General features: G+C 65.1%; 17 protein-coding genes. 11 read left to right on the forward strand and 6 right to left on the reverse strand.

The window, feature by feature from the left end:
* The first annotated feature begins 101 nt into the window (after positions 1 to 101).
* Both GGC64_RS34405 and GGC64_RS35435 read left to right on the forward strand, forming a co-directional pair.
* Positions 102 to 1,007 (forward strand): diiron oxygenase, encoded by a 906-nt coding sequence (locus GGC64_RS34405; protein WP_192727109.1) that lies wholly within the window; start codon positions 102 to 104, stop codon positions 1,005 to 1,007.
* Complete coding sequence (locus GGC64_RS35435; protein ID WP_192727110.1) at positions 1,004 to 1,714, forward strand: DUF4873 domain-containing protein; 711 nt, start codon at positions 1,004 to 1,006, stop codon at positions 1,712 to 1,714. Before GGC64_RS34405 ends, GGC64_RS35435 begins: the two co-directional genes overlap by 4 nt.
* Here GGC64_RS35435 and GGC64_RS34415 read toward each other — a convergent pair.
* Together GGC64_RS34415 and GGC64_RS34420 are read right to left on the reverse strand one after the other, a co-directional pair.
* Positions 1,654 to 2,865 (reverse strand): MFS transporter, encoded by a 1,212-nt coding sequence (locus GGC64_RS34415; protein WP_192727111.1) that lies wholly within the window; start codon positions 2,863 to 2,865, stop codon positions 1,654 to 1,656. The genes GGC64_RS35435 and GGC64_RS34415 overlap by 61 nt on opposite strands.
* Before the next feature lie 20 nt (positions 2,866 to 2,885).
* On the reverse strand, positions 2,886 to 3,155 hold the full coding sequence (locus GGC64_RS34420) for a DUF4235 domain-containing protein (protein WP_192727112.1): 270 nt from the start codon (positions 3,153 to 3,155) through the stop codon (positions 2,886 to 2,888).
* Positions 3,156 to 3,221: 66 nt separating this feature from the next.
* On the opposite strand from GGC64_RS34420, the gene GGC64_RS34425 reads away from it, so the two are divergent.
* The 4 genes from GGC64_RS34425 to GGC64_RS34440 are packed head-to-tail and all read left to right on the forward strand — an operon-like array spanning position 3,222 to position 7,771.
* The gene (locus tag GGC64_RS34425) at positions 3,222 to 4,088 is read left to right on the forward strand and encodes a TIGR03619 family F420-dependent LLM class oxidoreductase (protein WP_192727113.1); all 867 of its coding nucleotides are present in this window, start codon (positions 3,222 to 3,224) and stop codon (positions 4,086 to 4,088) included.
* Between the two features lie 29 nt (positions 4,089 to 4,117).
* A complete protein-coding gene (locus tag GGC64_RS34430; protein WP_192727114.1) occupies positions 4,118 to 5,125 on the forward strand; it encodes a chemotaxis protein CheB in 1,008 nt (335 codons plus the stop codon).
* Positions 5,125 to 5,883: an STAS domain-containing protein gene (locus GGC64_RS34435; protein WP_192727115.1), complete on the forward strand. Its 759-nt coding sequence runs from the start codon at positions 5,125 to 5,127 to the stop codon at positions 5,881 to 5,883. Before GGC64_RS34430 ends, GGC64_RS34435 begins: the two co-directional genes overlap by 1 nt.
* Positions 5,884 to 5,929: 46 nt before the next feature.
* A complete protein-coding gene (locus tag GGC64_RS34440) occupies positions 5,930 to 7,771 on the forward strand; it encodes a CheR family methyltransferase (protein WP_192727116.1) in 1,842 nt (613 codons plus the stop codon).
* On the opposite strand, the gene GGC64_RS34445 is transcribed toward GGC64_RS34440, so the two are convergent.
* Both GGC64_RS34445 and GGC64_RS34450 read right to left on the reverse strand, forming a co-directional pair.
* A complete protein-coding gene (locus GGC64_RS34445) occupies positions 7,768 to 8,160 on the reverse strand; it encodes a hypothetical protein (protein WP_192727117.1) in 393 nt (130 codons plus the stop codon). The two genes, GGC64_RS34440 and GGC64_RS34445, sit on opposite strands and share 4 nt — an antisense overlap.
* Positions 8,157 to 9,167: an AraC family transcriptional regulator gene (locus GGC64_RS34450; RefSeq protein WP_225952890.1), complete on the reverse strand. Its 1,011-nt coding sequence runs from the start codon at positions 9,165 to 9,167 to the stop codon at positions 8,157 to 8,159. Before GGC64_RS34450 ends, GGC64_RS34445 begins: the two co-directional genes overlap by 4 nt.
* Positions 9,168 to 9,274: 107 nt before the next feature.
* Here GGC64_RS34450 and GGC64_RS34455 point away from each other — a divergent pair, with 107 nt between their 5' ends.
* The 4 genes from GGC64_RS34455 to GGC64_RS34470 all read left to right on the forward strand — a co-directional run bounded on the left by GGC64_RS34455 (position 9,275) and on the right by GGC64_RS34470 (position 12,187).
* Positions 9,275 to 10,036, forward strand: coding sequence for an SDR family oxidoreductase (locus tag GGC64_RS34455; RefSeq protein WP_192727119.1), 762 nt, complete (start codon positions 9,275 to 9,277; stop codon positions 10,034 to 10,036).
* 1 nt (position 10,037) lies between these two features.
* Entirely contained in the window at positions 10,038 to 10,451 is a 414-nt protein-coding gene (gene tsaA, locus GGC64_RS34460) for a tRNA (N6-threonylcarbamoyladenosine(37)-N6)-methyltransferase TrmO (RefSeq protein WP_192727120.1), read from the forward strand.
* A 97-nt stretch (positions 10,452 to 10,548) separates the two neighbouring features.
* Positions 10,549 to 11,496, forward strand: coding sequence for a hypothetical protein (locus GGC64_RS34465; protein ID WP_192727121.1), 948 nt, complete (start codon positions 10,549 to 10,551; stop codon positions 11,494 to 11,496).
* Positions 11,497 to 11,569: 73 nt separating this feature from the next.
* Positions 11,570 to 12,187 (forward strand): FHA domain-containing protein, encoded by a 618-nt coding sequence (locus tag GGC64_RS34470; RefSeq protein ID WP_192727122.1) that lies wholly within the window; start codon positions 11,570 to 11,572, stop codon positions 12,185 to 12,187.
* Here GGC64_RS34470 and GGC64_RS34475 read toward each other — a convergent pair.
* Both GGC64_RS34475 and GGC64_RS34480 read right to left on the reverse strand, forming a co-directional pair.
* Positions 12,180 to 15,161 (reverse strand): serine/threonine-protein kinase, encoded by a 2,982-nt coding sequence (locus tag GGC64_RS34475; protein WP_192727123.1) that lies wholly within the window; start codon positions 15,159 to 15,161, stop codon positions 12,180 to 12,182. The two genes, GGC64_RS34470 and GGC64_RS34475, sit on opposite strands and share 8 nt — an antisense overlap.
* An 82-nt stretch (positions 15,162 to 15,243) precedes the next feature.
* Positions 15,244 to 17,535, reverse strand: coding sequence for an ATP-dependent DNA ligase (locus GGC64_RS34480; protein WP_192727124.1), 2,292 nt, complete (start codon positions 17,533 to 17,535; stop codon positions 15,244 to 15,246).
* Between the two features lie 31 nt (positions 17,536 to 17,566).
* Here GGC64_RS34480 and GGC64_RS34485 point away from each other — a divergent pair, with 31 nt between their 5' ends.
* Positions 17,567 to 17,791 carry a hypothetical protein gene (locus tag GGC64_RS34485; protein WP_192727125.1) on the forward strand — a complete coding sequence of 75 codons (225 nt, stop codon included), beginning with the start codon at positions 17,567 to 17,569 and terminating at the stop codon, positions 17,789 to 17,791.
* Positions 17,792 to 17,924 lie beyond the last annotated feature (133 nt).

Genomic DNA, 17,924 nt, shown 5'->3' on the forward strand with positions numbered 1-17,924 from the left:
CATTGACCAGCGATTACCCCAGGTATGCGGTACCGGGGGTATTGACATCTTCGGCATCGGGTACCTAACTTCTAGGTGACAGCAACGAAGGGATGTCAGCGATGACAGCTTCGGTACGCGCGAACGCCGCCGCCGGTCGCGAGGAGTTCTCCGAGCGCCTGCTCAAGGGTTCGGTCAAGAAGTCCTACGCGCCGATCGTCGACATCGACTGGGACGCCCCGCTGGATCCCGACAAGTTCTTCCTGCCGCCGAAGACCGTTTCGCTGTACGGAACCCCGTTGTGGGACAACATGACCCGCGCACAGCAGATCGAGTTGTCGCGGCAGGAACTCGTCAACACGCTGTCAGCGGGCATCTGGTTCGAAAACATCCTCAACCAGGCGCTGCTTCGCAAGATGATGCACCAGGATCCGACCGCGAAAGCCACGCACTACGAACTGACCGAACTCGGCGACGAGACGCGGCACATGGTGATGTTCGGCAAGGCCATCGACCGGGTCGGCGCAAAGCCGGTGCGGCCCAGGTACTACCAGCGCGTCATCATCAACGCGTTGCCGTTCGCGTTCCAGGGCCCGATGCTGTGGGTGGCCGCGCTGATCGGCGAGGAGATCTTCGACTCGCTGCAGCGCCAGATGATGGACGACGATGACCTACAGCCAATGATCCAGCGCCTCATGCGCATTCACGTCACCGAGGAGGCTCGGCACATTCAGTTCGCCCGCGACGGCCTGCGTAAGCGGGTCCCGCACATGCGTGCTCTGCCGAAGTTCTTCGTCGCCAACATCAACGGAGTCGGCGGCCTGTTCTTCCGCTTCCTGTTCACCAACAAGGTGCAGTACCGCCGCGTCGGACTCGACGCCCGCGAGGCCCGCCGGATGGCCCGTGAGAGCGCACACCGTCAACAAACCCAGATACTCGGGTTCGCCCCGCTGGCAGCATTTCTGGAGGAGGTCGGGCTGATGGGTCCGATTGCCAGGCGGATGTGGAAGCGCAGTAAATTTCTGTGAGTGAGATCGACGACGTCGCGTTCGTCAACGCCGAGCGGATCGCACGCCTGCGTCCGGTCTTTGACGAGAGCACTCATACCTGGACGCTGCAGGGCGAGCGAACGCGCGCACGGGTGCTGATCGCAACCGATGGCGCGGTGCCGGACGGCGCCGACCGCGATTCACTCGGTCTGGACCTTTATCTCGGTGTGGCGGTGCACGGCTTGCCGAACTACTTTCTCATCACCGGCTCCGATGTCGCCGCGCAAAAGAGTTACATCGCAAAGTGTTTGCAGGTGATGGCCGCCACCGAAGCCACCCGCATCGAGGTGCGCTACAGCACTCAGCGCCACTTCGCCGAGAAACGGCCGGGGCGGATCCAATGGCGGCGGGTCGCCAAACACATCCGGCGCGCATTCGATCTCAGCTCGCGCATCACCGCAGACGAGCTGTACGACGGCCGCGCCACCGTGCACATCGGTGACGACGGTCGTGATGCCCGTGTCCGGCTGACCGGGCACTTCGATCCCATCGATGGTCAATACCATTGGCAAGGAACGATTCTCGAGCCATTGGACGGCACCGACAAACTACCCAAGCCGGCCGTCGTCACCATCGGCAACCGATCCGCTGCTGCCCGCATCACTGAACGCACGCCGCAGGGCGGTTACTCGGTCGTCGGAGTGGGGGCGCCTCCCTTCGCGCTCGAAGTGACAGCCGTGCGATAGCCGCGCAGGCCGACGACCAGCAAGCCCATCGCGAACACGCCACCGACAATGCCCGAAACCAGCAGCGGCACATGGCCGTCGGTGCCCCACAGCAAGCCTGCCCACAGCCCGGCGCCCAGCACCGCAAAACCACTCGCACCTTGAAACACCCCTTGTGCGCTGGCTTGCAGATCCGATCCGACGAGCGACGAAATCCACGCCTTGCCAACGCCATCCGTGCAGCCGGTGAACAGTCCGTACACCCCGATCAACAGCCAGGCAGCCACCGTGTCGGTGGTCAGCCCCAGCCCGGTGTAGCCGATCGCGAAGAACAGCAGCCCGATGCCGAATACGGCAGGCCGTGGTACGCGGTCAGCCAGCAGGCCTGCGGGATAACTGCAGATGGCATACACCGCGTTGTAGGTGACGTAGGCCAGGATCACCTCGACCACTGAGAAGCCGATTTCGTTGAGCCGCAACAGAAGCAACGCGTCGGGGAAGTTCACCAGACCGAACACGACCAGCGCGGCCGTCACCCGCCAATAGTGACGAGGCAGGTCCCGCACCCTGGCGAACATCGCGCGCCGCTGCGCACGCGGCAGCACCTGCCGGGTCTCGCGCACCAGAAACACCAGCGCGACGCTCAACACCGCGGGCACGACGGCAACCCACAGCAGCGGTGGAATCTGATGGTCGAGCAACTCGTAGCCGGCGAGGCCGAGCAGCGGGCCCACCACGGCGCCCAGCGTGTCCATGGCGCGGTGAAACCCGAACACCCGTCCCCGCGCGGAGTCGTCGATGTCGACCACCAGCAGCGCATCACGTGGCGCGCCGCGAATTCCCTTGCCGAGCCGGTCGACAACGCGGCCCGCCAGCACGCCCGGCCATCCTGCGGCCGCGGCCACCATCACCTTGCCCAGCGCAGCCATGCCGTATCCCGTTGCGATCAACGGCCGCTTCGAAAACCGGTCACCCAACGGTCCGGCCGCCAGCTTGGTCAGTGACGCCGCGCCTTCGGCCGCGCCCTCGACGGCGCCGACGACCGAGGGCGGCGCACCGAGAACAGCTGTCAGGTAAATGGGCAGCAGCGGATACAGCAGTTCGCTCGCCGCGTCCTGAAGAAACGAGACAGCGGAAAGTACCCGCACATTGCGGGTCAGCCAGGCGCGCACCTACGCAATGATGCCTGGCGTTACTGCGGATCCTCGTTGGTCAGCGCCTGAAACCCCTTCGCTTGGCCGCGGGCCAGCGCTGCGCGCACGACGCCGACGATCAACCCCTGCACAGCCGCGGCGATGAAGGCCTCCTTTGTAGAGCGTGACAGGTCCTGGGGCTCTGGCGGTTCCTCGTCGGACGGGCTGACCCGCTGCCAGATCTCGGTGAAGATCTTGCCCGCCAGCAGCCCTCCTGCGACGCTACTGACGATGGACAGGGGCTTGTACAGTGCTTTGGCCGCGCTCATGGACATCCACGTTCCCGTGGACACGATCCCTAAACGTTAAACTAGAACACGTTCTAGTATGGCGATGTGCGCTTTACTTTCGCCGAGGCGATGACGGATCCCACCTACTACATCCCGCTGGCCAAGGCGGCCGAGGCCGCGGGGTATCACGCGATGACGATCCCGGACAGCGTCGCCTACCCGCTGGAGTCGGACTCGAAATACCCGTACACCCCCGACGGCAGCCGCGAATTCCTCGACGGCAAGTCGTTCATCGAGGCCTTCGTGATGGCGGGCGCGCTGTGCGCGGTCACCACGACGCTGAAGTTCAACTTCTTCGTGCTCAAGCTGCCGATCCGCCCGCCTGCGCTGGTCGCCAAGCAAGCCGGGTCCGTGGCGGCACTGTTCGACAACCGGCTCGGGCTCGGCGTCGGCACCAGCCCATGGCCGGAGGACTACGAACTGATGGGCGTCCCATTCGCGAAGCGCGGCAAGCGAATGGACGAGTGCATCGAGATCATCAGGGGGCTCACCTCCGGCGAATACTTCGAGTTCCACGGCGAGTTCTACGACATCCCCAAAACGAAAATGACGCCCGCGCCAACAAAGCCGATCCCGATCCTCGTCGGCGGTCACGCAGAGGCGGCGCTGCGGCGGGCGGCCCGATGTGACGGGTGGATGCACGGCGGCGGTGCGCCCGAGGAACTCGACGGATTGATCAAGCGGCTCAATCAGATTCGCGATGAGGAAGGCCGCACCGGCCCTTTCGAGATCCACGTCATCTCGGGCGACGCGTACACCCTCGACGGCATCAAACGCCTCGAAGACAAAGGCGTCACCGATGTCATCGTCGGCTTCCGGTACCCCTACATCATGGGTCTGGACACCGAGCCGCTGGACAAAAAGATCCGCCACGTCGAAAAGTTCGCAGAAAAGGTCATCTCCAAGGTCTGACTACCGCCTGATGTGGGTAGTCCCTCGGCATGGCGAGCTCATCGCCGTCGGACGTTCAACCACAGGGTGTAGTCGCGGTCGGCGCATCTGCGGGTGGTGTCGAGGCCCTGACGCGAATGGCCGCTGGGCTGCCCGCAGATCTGGCGTTCTCGGTGCTGATGGTGTTGCACGTGCCGGCGAGCGCACCAAGTGTCTTGGCGCGAATCGTCGACCGCAGCGGCCCGCTGCCCGCCGAATCCGCGAAGAATGGCGCCCCGTTGACGGCGGGGCGCATCTATGTGGCGATCCCCGACCACCACCTGCTGGTCCACGATCGCCGATTGATGTTGTCGGAGGGGCCGACTGAGAACGGCTACCGACCGGCAATCAACGCGTTGTTCCGTTCTGCTGCGCTGGAATTCGGTCCCCGGACGATAGGTGTCCTGATGTCCGGTGTGCTGGACGACGGGGTCGCCGGGCTTGGCGCCATCCAAGCCCGAGGAGGAACGACGATCGTGCAACAACCCGACGACGCGCTGTATCCCACCATGCCTAAGAACGCGATCCACGCGGGTGTGGCCGATCTGCAGGCCGCGGCGGCCGATGTCGGCGCGGTCCTGAAGCGCCTGGCCGATCGAGAGATCAAGGAGCGCCCGATGGACCCCGACATGAACATGGAACTGGAGAACCGCATCGCCATGGGAAAGCGGTTCGAGGTATCGATCGAGGGCGACACATTGGGCCCGCCGTCGGGATACACCTGCCCCGATTGCAACGGGTCGCTGATGACGCTGAGCGACACCAGCTATCGCTGCCGCGTCGGGCACGCCTGGACCGCCGACGCGTTGCTCAAGGCCAGGGACGACGAAGTCGAGGGAGCGGTGTGGGTGGCCCTTCGCAGCCTGAAGGAGAAGGCGAACCTGTCCCGCCGCCTGGCGCAGAGAGTCGGCCCGGGGGCACTCTTCGATCGATACAACAAAGTGGCCGACGAGGCCGAACGGGCGATGACCGTCCTCGGAGAACGGCTGTGGGACTCGCCGGGACAGTTGAAGGGCTGATGTCTTCCGGCGCCGGGGCACCACTGCTGGTCACCGCGGACAGAATCGGCGACATGACGCTGTTGATGGCCGGCGGCCTCCTCGACAGCACCAGCTATCTGACGTTGCGCGACACCGTCATCAAGGCCGCCCTTGCAGAACCCGCCGCCGTGATCATCGACGTCACTGATCTGGTCGTGCCCGCCACGTCGGCGTGGGCGGTGTTCACGAGCGCACGCTGGCATGTCGGAACATGGCCCGAGATACCCATCGTGCTGGTGTCCGCCAGCCCCGCCGTGCGTGATGCCCTGAGGCGCAACGGGGTGACCCGGTACGTCCCCGTCTACCCCACCGCAGAAGACGCGGCCCTCGGCACTGCTCATCACGGCATTCAGGGACGACGGCGAGCACGAGGCGCCTTGCCTGCCGATATCAGCAGCTTGGCACATTCACGTCAGCTGGTTGAGGGTTGGCTGTCGGCGTGGAAGCTGGACGAACTGATTCCGGTGACCAAGATCGTGGCCACCAGCCTCGTCGAAAATGTTCTGCAGCACACCGCGAGCGCGCCGATCATCCGGCTGGAGACCGACGGCGTCACGGTCACGGTGGCCGTCGAAGACGAAAGCCACCATCTGGCCGAACTGGCCGAAGCGTCCGACGGGACGCAGATGCCATCGGGTCTGCGCTTCGTGGCCGCACTGTCACGGGTTTGGGGCAATGCCCCGACTTCGTCCGGAAAAACCGTCTGGGCCGTGCTCGGTCCTGAGAACCGCTTGTAGCAGAACCGAGTAAGTTCACGGAAGGCCACTCGGCGGACGGGACGTGATGGACGAGCAAGTAGGCGACGAGGCTTTCGAGGCTTTATTGCGCTATATGCGCGATTCCCGGGGTTTCGATTTCACGGGTTACAAGCGCTCGTCGCTGATGCGTCGGGTGCGTCACCGGATGGAGAGAATCGGCGCTGACTCTTTCGAGCGGTACCTCGACACGCTGCAGGCCAGCGCCGACGAGTTCAACGAGCTCTTCAACACGATCTTGATCAATGTGACGACATTCTTCCGCGATCCGTCCGCGTGGGAGTTTCTCAAGACCGACGTCATACCCAGCCTGCTCGCCGGGATCGGACCGAACGATCCCGTCCGCGTGTGGACTGCCGGTTGTGCTTCCGGCGAGGAGCCGTACAGCCTGGCGATGGTGCTTGCCGAGGCGCTCGGCGTCGACGCGTTCAGCCGGCGGGTCAAGATCTACGCCACCGACATCGACGAGCACGCCCTTGCGCAGGCGCGGGCGGCGAGTTACGAAGCCAAAGCGGTCGAGTCTGTTCCAAAAGAGTTGTTGGACAAGTACTTCGATCGCACCGCCGACCGGTTCAACATCCGCAAGGACCTGCGCCGCGCCGTCATATTCGGCCGCAACGATCTGGTCAGAGACGCGCCGATCTCGCGGGTCGACCTGTTGTCGTGCCGCAACACCCTGATGTACATGAACGGCGAGACACAGCGCGGCGTGTTGAACCGCCTGCATTACGCGCTTGGCCCACACGGCATCCTGTTCCTTGGCCACGCTGAGATGCTGCTGAGCCATTCCGACCGGTTCACCCCGATCAACCTCGAAGCCAGGGTGTTCCGGAAGGCGACGGGTTCACATGTGGCTGTCGAAAAGTACGACTCCTCAGCCGCGCTGCTACGCCACGGCGAGTTGGCTGGTCTCAACGCGGTGCGGGAACTGGCCTTTCGTTCCAACCCGGTGCCCCAGATCGTGGTGACCGGCGATGACACGGTGGCGATGGTCAACGAGCGTGCAGAGCAGATCTTCGGCCTGTCGGCCCGCGATGTCGGTCGGCTACTGCGCGACCTCGAAGTGTCTTACCGGCCGTTGGAGCTCCGAACGTACCTCGATCAGGTCAAGCACAATCGGCGGGCCGCCTTGGTGCCGGATGTGCAGTGGCAACGGGCAAGTGGGGAAACCAGCTGGTATGAGGTTCACATCAATCCGCTGACGGATTCCGACAACGGTGTGCTCGGCATATCCATCGCCTATTTCGACGTGACCACCAACAAGGTATTGGTCGACAAGGTCGTCGACGCGAACAAGCAACTCGAAACCGCTTACGAGGAACTGCAATCCACCAACGAAGAGCTCGAGACCACCAACGAAGAATTGCAGTCGACTATCGAGGAACTCGAAACCACCAACGAAGAACTACAATCCACCAACGAAGAGCTCGAGACGATGAACGAGGAGCTGCAGTCGACCAACGACGAGCTGCACACGATCAACGACGAATTGCGGTCCCGCAGCGTCGAACTCGAGACCGCCCGAACATTCGTCGACTCGCTGGTCGACTCGATCTACCTGGGCATGACGGTCGTCGACAAGGAGATGCGGGTACTGATCTGGAATCGCGGCTGCGAAGAGTTGTGGGGCCTGCGGACCGAGGAGACGGTCGGGGCGATGCTGCCCGATCTGGACTTCGGGCTGCCTATGGACGAGGTCAAGCAGCTGATCGGTAAGGCGTTCGTCGACCTCGACTCGTTCGGCGAGGCGACCGTCGACGCGATCAACCGGCGTGGGCGGTCGCTACGGATCCGCGTGTCCTGCACGGCTTTTCGCGACTCCGCGAATTCCATCAACGGTGCCGTGCTGTTGATGGAGGCGCAGGCCTAGAGCTGCTGTCGCGCGTCGTTCTCCTCGGCGATCCGTTGCTCGCCCGCGGCCAGTCGGTGGAACGCGGCGGCTTCGCGGTGACGCTCGGCGGCGTCTTGATGAGCACCGACGTTGCGATCACTGGCCTGCATGGCGACCTGCTCGTGGACCGCGGCCGCTCGCAGATGGGCCTCTTCCGCGTCGACATGCCGGTTGGCCGCGGCGTGATGTGCCAGGCGGGCCCGTTCGAGGGCTTCGCCCGCACGCACCTTCGCCTGTTGCACCGCCGCAGTAGTCACCGGCAAGCCGTGAGCCAACTCGTCGAGACGCGTACGCAATTCGTCTGCGCGCCCCCTGGCGCAATCTGCTCGCGATTGCGCCGACTGGTCCCCGATTGCCGTGTTGTTCACCCCCGCAAGGTCTGGTGAGGGCTTTGCCCGTACGTCTGACGGTAGAGCACCGCGAACCGTCCGGTATGGGCAAATCCCCAGCGCGCGGCGATCTCGGTGACCGTGTCGTGTCTGCGGTCAGCGGCCGAGAGCTCCAGGTGCGCATAGTGAAGCCGGATCCGCCGCAGATACTGCAGTGGCGTCGAGTCCAGATGACGCCGGAACATGTACTGCACCGTTCGGGGCGTGACATGAATGGTCTCGGCGATGTCGGCCAGCGAGATGTCGTTGGTTGCGTTGGCGTCCATGTATTCGATGGCGCGGCGCAATAACACCGGCCTGCCGTCGGTGAGGTCAGCTGTCGTCGTCTGCGGCCCGGCGGTGTTCGGGAACGTCGAGAGCATCACCGCGGCCAGCAGCCGGCTTGCATGGCCTGCAATCAGCGGCGTGAGGGGGACGTCGCCCGACAACACGGTCCGTACCACGTAGGCGACGGTGTTCTTCCACAACCGTCCGGCCGCCTCGTCCACCGGTTGCAGGCTCGTGAACCGTATCGGCGCCGGCGCCTGCCCGGTCGGAACGCCCGCGGCAACGCTGGCCACCACTGCGGGATCGAGCAGGACCGCTGTCGCGCGCAGATCGTTGACACGGGAACGGTGCGGAAGATCCGGCTGGCTCAGCAGCGCGACCTGATCCGCGGCGGCTGCGACGGACAACCCTGCGCACTCGCTGGTGACGCTGCCCCTGGCCGTCCATATGCCGATGACCTTGTTCATCGGATCTGGGGCGGCCTCGACGTCGCCGGCCACCCGCACCTCGTCGACGGCGAATGTCCCCGCCGCCCTGCGAACATGGGTCAGCAGTGCGTCGTCGCGGCGCCGTTCAGCGTTCCAGCGCAGCCTCAACCTCACGCCGTACGCCTCCTCGAGGAAGCGCTCGGCTTCACCGGCGTCGGTGAGTCTGACCTGCCAACGGGCCGGCTGTTCGACTTTCGATGCGAATGTGTCGATTGTGATCACCTCCCGCATGGGGGGGAACAAGCAACGGGGCTGGGGCTCAACCCCCGGTATTCGCACCATACACCGGTTCTCTGACGGGATTCTTGGCGTACGACGGCGTCGATTAGCCTGACCGGGTGTCCGTACTAGACAAGTTCCGACTCGACGACAAGGTCGTCATCGTCACCGGTGCGTCCTCCGGTTTAGGTGTGTCATTCGCTCAGGCATGCGCGGAGGCGGGTGCCGACGTGGTCCTGGCGGCCAGACGCGTCGACAAGCTCTACGCCACAGCACGTCTCGTCGAAGACGCCGGGCGGCGCGCCGTCACGGTTGCGACGGATGTCGCCGACCCCGCGCAGTGCCAGGCGATGGTGGACGCCGCGATGACCGAGTTCGGCCATGTCGACGTGTTGGTCAACAACGCAGGTGTGGGCACAGCGGTGCCCGCAACCCGGGAGACACCCGACGAGTTCCGCGCGGTGATCGACATCAACCTCAACGGGTCCTATTGGGCCGCACAGGCTTGCGCGAAGGTCATGCAGCCGGGCAGTTCCATCGTCAACATCTCCAGCGTGCTCGGCATCACCACCGCGGGGTTGCCGCAGGCCGCCTACAGCGCGAGCAAGGCCGGCGTGTCGGGCCTGACCCGGGACTTGGCCCAGCAGTGGGGTTCTCGCAAGGGCATCCGCGTCAACGCGATCGCGCCGGGCTTCTTCGAATCCGAGATGACCGACGCCTACGCGCCCGGCTACATCGAAAGCCTCAAGCCGCGAGTGTTGTTGGGGCGCATGGGCGATCCGCACGAGTTGGCGGCGACGCTGGTCTGGCTGGCCTCCGATGCAGGCGGATTCGTCACCGGCCAAACCATCGTGGTCGACGGCGGCGTCACGATCACCTGAGATGTCCGACGACTTCACGCTGCGACCGATCGGTCACGTCCAGTCACCGGTGACCGATCCGTCGGCGGCCGCGCGCCAGCCAGACGAAGGCGCCCCCGCCTGCTGGCTGGTGTTCGAGCCCGGTGTGCAAGACGCGCTCGACGGGTTGACCGCAGGCGACGACGTCGTCGTCGTCACGTGGCTGCACCTCGCCGACCGGACCGTGCTGCAGGTGCACCCCCGCGGGGACACCAGCAGGCCGATGCGCGGAGTGTTCGCGACCAGGTCACAGCATCGACCGAATCCGCTCGGCATTCACCAGGTCACCGTCCTGGCTGTCGACGATCTGCTGGTTCGCGTGCAGGGTCTGGAGGCGATCGACGGGACACCGATCGTCGATGTCAAGTCGGCGCTCGAGCCCCGCGGGCAGCGCTGACGCCTTACCCGGCGGATAGGGAAACCTTCCCCTCGAACGGGGAAATCTAACTTTTCAGCGATTACGCAACCGCTTGGCGCTGGCGACGATGAATGCCATGACGACGACGGAGAAGACGGTGCGGATGCGCATCATCGACGCCAAGACGACGCGGGTGCGCCTTGCCGAGTTGCCGACCAAGGCACTGCCGAAGGCGGTCAGCGGCATGGACGGCAAGACAGTGCGGATGCGCGCGCTCGACCTGCCGGTCGTGGCCAAAGTCGCCAACACCGTGCGACAGCGCTACGTCGACCTGGGCACCGCCAAGCGGCCGCCCAGCAAGTGGGAGATCGCTCGCATGGCACTGGTCATCCTGCTGGCGTCGATTCCGATCCTCGGGATCTCGGTCGACGTTTCCGGCCTGGTGTCGCAGGGCACGACATCGATAGTCGTGATCGTGCTGACCGCGCTGCTGGGAACGCTTGTCGTGTTCGCACCCCACCGGACCGACATGATCGTCGGCCGTGGCCTGATGGCAGGCATGGTGGCCTGCATCGTCTACGACGGGGCCCGGCTGTTCGCCGTGCACGTCCTCGGGCTGATGGGCGACTTCATCCCGGTGATGGGCTCCTTTGTCACCGGCGAGCCGGACACCACGGGCAGTGCGGCGGTCGGCTACATCTGGCGCTACATCGGCGACGCGGGCGGACTGGGTGTTGCCTTCTTCGTTGTCGCGTTCGCGCTGGGCATCGATCGGTGGAAGAGCGTCTACGCGGTGCTGGCCTCGGTCGCCTTCGCTGTCTTCCCCACCTGGGCGGGCTTGATGGCAACCGTCGCGCTGCTTCCGCGCGGCGAGGAGATGATGTTCCCGCTGAATCCCGCCACCGTCATCATCACCCTGGTCGGGCACTTGATCTTCGGTTTCGTCCTCGGGCTCGCCTTCCTGAAGGCGCCGCGCGGACGGGAGCGTAGCGAGTGGCCGTGGCCCCCGATCCTGGAAACCGCCCTGGTCAAGCGTGCCACCGCGGCCGCCCGGAAGGTCATCGGTCCGCCCCAGACCGCATGACCTGGCCGCACCCCGCCGCGGGTCGTCGAGGAATTGTCCGACGACCCGCGGCGCTTGGGCCAGAATTGCCACCATGTCGTGCCACTTGGAAGTGTCGAAGCCGTCCGGCCGGGAATTGATCCCGTTGACCGGTCAGCGAGTGACCATCGGTAAGGCCTCGAGCAACGAGGTGCCCCTCGAGCACGACGAAACCGTCTCCCGGTTGCACGCCGTGTTGGAGAACCTCGGGTTTGCGTGGTCGATCCGGGACATGGGCAGCCGCAACGGCACGTATCTCAACGGCGAACGGATCACCGCCGAACGCGTCCTGCGGTCCAAAGACGAGGTGCGTGTCGGCAAGACACGGCTGATCTTCTGGGAGGTGCGCGACTCGGGGGCAGGAAAACTCGACGAGGAAACCGTGATGGCCAAACCCGTCGAGCAGCCGCCACAGCTCACCAGGCGCGAACTTGACGTGCTCGTGGTCTTGTGCCGCCCCCTGGTCTCCGATGACCCCTTCCCCGAGCCGGCGTCGGTGAAGCGGATGGCCACCGAGCTGTTCGTGACCGAGGCCGCCGTCAAACAGCACCTGCAGAACATGTACGACAAGTTCGCGATCCCCTCTGAGGGAGACCGGCGAGTCCGGCTGGCCAACGAAGCGCTGCGGCGCGGCGCTGTCACCATCGCCCAGCTGCGCGACACCCCTAAATGAAGTCGAGGGCCTCGACGGTCGCGACCGGGCCTTCGTGTGTCGGTCGGTCGGCGCCTCCGATGACGTAGACAGTCGTGCCGACGGCGGCCACCGCCTCGCCGTGCACCGGCGTGTTGATCGGAGCCACCGAGCGCCACTTCGCGCTGGCGATGTCATACATCTCGACGGTGGCCAGTACGCGCGTCGGCTCTTCGCCGCCGACGGCGACGATCCGGCCGTCGATGAATGCAGCACCGTAGCTCCCGCGCGGCGTCGGCATGTTCGCGAGCTTTTCCCAGTTCCCGGATACGGGGTCGAATCGCTCGAACACCGGCGAGTTCTCGTCGGCACTCAAGAACCGCCCGCCAATGGTGTACACGTAGACGCCGTCTGACACCGCCGCCAAATGCTCACGGGGAGTGGGCATATCGGCGGCCTGCGTCCAGGTATTGCCGTCGAACACCTCAGTCTGCGCGACGAGCTTCTTCTCGTTTTGTCCGCCGACGACCACGAGCTTGTCGTTGACGACGGCTGCCGCCGCGGCGGCACGGGCATGGGCCAGCGGCGGAAGCTCTGACCACTTACCGTCGCGGAAGGCGAAGACTTTGTTCGAGGCGGCGGCGATGGCGTCCTCGGCACCGCCGATCACCACCATCCCCCCGCGATAGGTCGCCGCTGTCGCATGGTTCAGCGGAATGGGCAAGGGCGGCTGCGTTTTCCACTCACCCGTTTGGGTGTTGTAGCTCTCGACGGTTTGCAGGGTGTCGCCGTGGGTCATTCCGCCCGCGATCCAGATCTCGTCGCCGATCACGGTCCACGCCGTCATCAGCCGCGCGGTCGGCGCATCGGGCAGCGCGCGCCATTGCGGCGCAGGCTGAGGTTTACGCGGCGCCAGCTTCAGCGCCTCGGCCGATGATGTGACTTGGTCATCGCCTACGCTAGTCGACCCGCCGACCGCATACACGCTCTTCCTGACGCTGGCCACCGCCAACCCGTGGCGCGCAGTTCCCAAGTCCGGCAACCCATTCCACGATTTGGTGGCGAGATCGAATGCGACGACGCTGCTGAGGACCTCACCCTGCGAGACGCCCCCCACGACCACCAGCCGGCCGTCGGTGACCGTGGTGCCGAAGTCACTGCGTCGCCCCGGCACCTCGGGCAGGCTCGTCCAGGTGTCTGCGGCCGGGTCGTAGGCTTCGACCGCCCCGAGGTCAACGGTTCCGTTGGTGCCACCGATGGCGTAGACCAGCTTGCCGTCCGATGCCGCGCCCAGCATCTGCCGCGGAGTTGGAATCGGGGCGCCGAGCTTCCATGAATTGCCGTCGAATATCTCGGTGGTGTTCAGCAGCTTGCCGGCGGCGTCCACACCGCCGGTGACGATCAAGCGATCACCCACCACGGCGGCTGCCCCTGCGGCGCGGGGTTGCAGCAGCGGAGGCAACTCCGTCCACTGGCTGTTCACGATCCGCCACACCCGATCCGTCGCGACCTTCGGGTTGGCGCCTTCGGTTCGCCAGCCCCCGAGCACGACGGGGGTGTCCTTCCACGTCGCGGACATCGCGTGTTGCACGGGCACGGGCAGGTCCTCGCCGCCCTTCCAGCTGTCGATGCTGGGGTCATAGCCTTCGTGGCTTCCGGTGACGCGGTTGTCGGCCGCCATCCCGCCGAAGATCCAGATCGTGCCGTCGGCCTCGGTCGCGGTAACCGCGTCGAGCGCGACGCGCGCGTCCGCGATCGGACGCCAACCGGCCTGCGCTTCGACGGTCGGTTGACTCGGCGGTGGCGCGGGCGGGCCGCCGCCGGGCTTGCGCAGCGACGTGACGACGAAGATGCCGCCGATCACCAAAATCAGCACGGCCGCAAGGGCGCCTGCGACGATCAGGATTCTCTTGCCCTTCCGCTGCTGCGGTGGGGCGTCCGGCGGGGGCCCGGGCCGCAGGGCTTGCCACGGCAGGCTTGACGCGCTGACCGACGAGGTGTGCGCGAACATGTTCGGGTCCGGCGGCCCCGCGGGCGCTATCGAATCGGCCGGTGGGATCGGCGGCGCCTCAGCCGGATGCGCCACAGAGATCGGCTCCGAGAGTGGCAGTGACTGCGTGCCGCCCGAGGATTCAGGGACGTGAGCGGCGGGCTCGCTGAGTGCCATCGGATCTGCGACCAACCCGTTGTGCCGCTGCGCCAGTTGCAACTCGCGGCCGAATTCCTCCGCCGACTGCTGGCGTTTGGTCGGGTCGAGCGACATCGCCTTCTCGATCGCAGCGCAGACGTCGGCCGGGATTCCCTCGCCGCGCAGGTCGGGCACTGGCGTCGAGGTGATCCGCAGATAGTGTGCGACGAGTTCCTCGTCGGTCTTGCGCTCGTGCGCGGCGTGGCCTGCGATCAGCGCGTAGATCGTCGCGCCGAGTGAGTACACGTCAGCCACGGCGGTCGGCGGCTTGCCCTCGAGTACCTCCGGCGCGGTGTAGGAGAGCGTTCCGGTGAAGAACCCGGTCACCGTTTTGTATCCACCGGCGATGCGCGCGGTTCCGAAATCGCTCAGTTGCGGCTCGCCGTAATCGTTGACGAGAATATTGGCCGGCTTGATGTCGCGATGCAGTGTGTTTGCCCGATGGGCGGTTTCCAACGCGCCGCACAATTTCACGCCGATACGCAACGCCTCGGGCCACGAGATCCTGCCGTCGCGGTGCACCCGGGCCGCGAGGGAACCCGCTGCGTGATATGGCATCACGATGTACGGCCGACTGCTCTCGGTGACGCCGACCTGCCACAGGTTCACGATGTTCGGATGGCCGGAAAGGCCCCCCATCGCGTAGCCCTCACGCATGAAACGTTCCCGGCCGTCTTCGTCGAGATTGGACGCGAGCACCTTCACGGCGACGATTCGCCCCAGGGACTTCTGGTAACAGCGGTACACGACTCCGCCGCCGCCGCGGCCGACTTCGACGGCGTCCTCGAAACCGGCTGCTGCCAGCTCAGACGCAATCTCGCCCGCCATGGTGCCTCGCCCCCTTTAGAAAAGCCGGTGCTTTGCTCCAAAGGTACCGAGCAAAACCTGCATAAACGCCGGATTTACTCCATCATTCCCAGCGCACTTCGTCTGGAACTTTATCCGGGCGCAGGCCGCGCCAACTCGGCTGACGCAGCCGGCCATCCGAAGTCCGTTCGCTGTAACGTACTTCGCCGACCAATTCGGGGCGGACGAACGTGACATTCTTGGCGTCCTGAGTGGGAAGCCGTGTATTGAACGGCGATTCGTCGGTCTGCAGCGGCTTGAGGATGCCCTTGAGTTTCGTCAGTTCCTTTTCGGTGAACCCGGTGCCGACCCGGCCTGCGAAATGCAGCCCGCCATCCTCGGGGATGCCGAGCATCAGTGCGCCGATTCCGCTGGACCGCCCGCCCTCTCCTTGACGCCAGCCACCGATCACCACTTCCTGCGTGCACCAGATCTTGTCCTTGATCCAAGACGACGAGCGCCGGCCTGGCTGGTAGGTCGAGTCCAGCTTCTTGGCGATCACACCTTCCCAGCGGTGCCTGCGGGCGTGTTCCATTGCTTGCGGACCATCGCCTGGTAGCGCGTCGGGCACGATGATCCCGCCGCCGTCAGCCAAGGCCTCGAGCAGGCGGCGGCGGTCAGAGTACTTGGCGCGCAACAACGATCGACCGTCGAGATGCAAGATGTCGAACGCCCAGTACTCGACGCGGGTGGAGCGGGCCCGGTTCTGCATCTCGCTGAAACTCGGCACGCCGTTGTCGTCGAGCGCCACAGCTTCGCCATCGAGGATCACGTGATGATCGGCGAGATCGGCTGCCAGAGCTTTGAATTGAGGATATTCATGTGTGACGTCGCGGCCTCGCCGTGACCGCAGGCTCAGCCGGCCTCGGTTCGCTTCGGCGATGACGCGGTATCCGTCCCATTTGCCCTCGAAGGCCCATTGGGAGGCCTTGAGATTCGCGATCGAGCCTTCGGTAGCGAGCATCGGGGCCAGGTCGCTGGCCTGAGGGTTGGCCTGTTCCTTCATCCGGTGCGCAAGCCAATTCTTGCCGTTGGTTTGGATAAGCGCGTAACGGCCCTCGATCTTCTTGCCGTGCAACGTGATTATGACCTCGCCCCCGCGCTCGGGGCCGTCCGGCGCGTGGTCACGGAACTTCTCGGTCTCGTATGTTCCGGTGTCCCAGATGATCACCTTGCCACCGCCGTATTCACCCTTCGGGATCTCTCCCTCGAAGCTGCCGTACTCGAACGGATGGTCCTCGGTGTGCACGGCCAGATGGTTGACCGACGGGGTGTCGGGCAGATTCTTCGGCACTGCCCAACTGACCAGCACGCCGTTGCGCTCCAACCGGAAGTCGTAGTGCAGTCGCCGGGCGTGGTGCTCCTGTATGACGAAGAAGTTGTCGTTGCCCGCGGTCGGCGCGGCGTTGGGGACCGGCTCGGGTGTCTTTCCAGCATCTCGCATGCTGCGGTAGGTGGTGAGCGCATCGGCCACTGGTGCATCGGAGTCCATCTCGGCCAACAGGTCACCATCGCGTGCCACGCGTTCCAGCACCTCGTCGAAGCGGAGGTGCCGCAGATCGGGATCTTCGATTTCATCCCAGGTGCGTGGGGCGGCGACCGTCGGTTCGTCGCGGCCGCGCAGCGAGTACGGCGCAATCGTCGTCTTGTTGCCGTTGTTCTGGCTCCAGTCCAGGAACACCTTGCCGGTTCGCAGGCTCTTGGTCATCGTGGCCGTCACCCGCTTGGGCATCGTCTTCTCCAACTGCACCGCGATCCGTCGGGCCAACACGGATGCACCGTGCGAGCTGATCGGCTTCTCAAGCGGCACATATAGATGCAGACCCTTGCTGCCGCTGGTCAACGGAAAGGTGACCAGCCCGATACCGGCGATGAGTTCGCGCACCTCGTGTGCCACCTCGCAGAGTTGGCGGAACGTCACGCCCTCACCGGGGTCCAAGTCGAACACCACCCGGGTTGCGAGGCCTGGCGTCTGCTCAGCACCGTGCTCCCGCGTCCAGGTACTGACGAATCGCCATTGCGGCACATGGACTTCCAGCGACGCCTGCTGCGCGATCCACGCCAGCCCCTCGGCGCTATTGATGATCGGGTACGTCGTCGTGCCCGACTTGTGGCTGATCGATCCGCGGTCGAGCCAGTCAGGAGCCGACGACGCGAGCTGCTTTTCGAAGAACGATGGTTCCTCGACGCCGTTGGGCCACCGCTTGCGAGTGACCGCACGCCCGGCGATGTGCGGGATCATCACCTCGGCGATGTTGACGTAGTAGTCGAACACTTCCGCTTTTGTGGTGCCCGTCGCCGGGTACAGCACCTTGTCCGGGTTGGTCAGCTTCACCCGGCCGTATCGATCCACCACATCACGGTATTACCCGGCGTACCGTTGCACTATGACAAGGATCTTCGCGGCGTGCCTGGTCACGGTTGCCGCGCTGATCGCGGCTCCACAAGCAGCGGCCGACCCCGAGGACCGCCTGCCGTACTGCTCCGTGGACCAGTCGCCGATGGACGTCAGCTGCAGGCCCATGCCGCAGCAGGTGTTTTCCGAAGACGCGCCTGGCGCCAACCCGGGTGTATCTCTTGGCACGAACCCGGGCTACGAACCGCTGGCCTAGGTCACGCGGCGTCGTCTTCTGGACCTGCCCGACTTTCCTTGTCGCCGTTGGGGCTTGGCGTATCTAGATCGTCTTCGGGTGGTCGGTGGAGTCGTTCGGGGCGGTGGTAGTCGTTGGTGCGGGCTTGGCCGGT

The organism is Mycobacterium sp. OAS707 (assembly GCF_014873705.1).
Classification (GTDB): Bacteria; Actinomycetota; Actinomycetes; order Mycobacteriales; family Mycobacteriaceae; genus Mycobacterium.

What these genes read in the sequence shown, in the direction of transcription:
- GGC64_RS34405 (WP_192727109.1), top strand. Translation starts at nt 102, where the DNA reads ATGACAGCTTCGGTACGCGCGAACGCCGCCGCCGGTCGCGAGGAGTTC.
- GGC64_RS34420 (WP_192727112.1), bottom strand. Translation starts at nt 3,155, where the DNA reads ATGAGCGCGGCCAAAGCACTGTACAAGCCCCTGTCCATCGTCAGTAGC.
- GGC64_RS34430 (WP_192727114.1), top strand. Translation starts at nt 4,118, where the DNA reads ATGGCGAGCTCATCGCCGTCGGACGTTCAACCACAGGGTGTAGTCGCG.
- GGC64_RS34435 (WP_192727115.1), top strand. Translation starts at nt 5,125, where the DNA reads ATGTCTTCCGGCGCCGGGGCACCACTGCTGGTCACCGCGGACAGAATC.
- GGC64_RS34440 (WP_192727116.1), top strand. Translation starts at nt 5,930, where the DNA reads ATGGACGAGCAAGTAGGCGACGAGGCTTTCGAGGCTTTATTGCGCTAT.
- GGC64_RS34450 (WP_225952890.1), bottom strand. Translation starts at nt 9,167, where the DNA reads ATGCGGGAGGTGATCACAATCGACACATTCGCATCGAAAGTCGAACAG.
- tsaA (WP_192727120.1), top strand. Translation starts at nt 10,038, where the DNA reads ATGTCCGACGACTTCACGCTGCGACCGATCGGTCACGTCCAGTCACCG.
- GGC64_RS34465 (WP_192727121.1), top strand. Translation starts at nt 10,549, where the DNA reads ATGACGACGACGGAGAAGACGGTGCGGATGCGCATCATCGACGCCAAG.
- GGC64_RS34470 (WP_192727122.1), top strand. Translation starts at nt 11,570, where the DNA reads ATGTCGTGCCACTTGGAAGTGTCGAAGCCGTCCGGCCGGGAATTGATC.
- GGC64_RS34475 (WP_192727123.1), bottom strand. Translation starts at nt 15,161, where the DNA reads ATGGCGGGCGAGATTGCGTCTGAGCTGGCAGCAGCCGGTTTCGAGGAC.
- GGC64_RS34485 (WP_192727125.1), top strand. Translation starts at nt 17,567, where the DNA reads ATGACAAGGATCTTCGCGGCGTGCCTGGTCACGGTTGCCGCGCTGATC.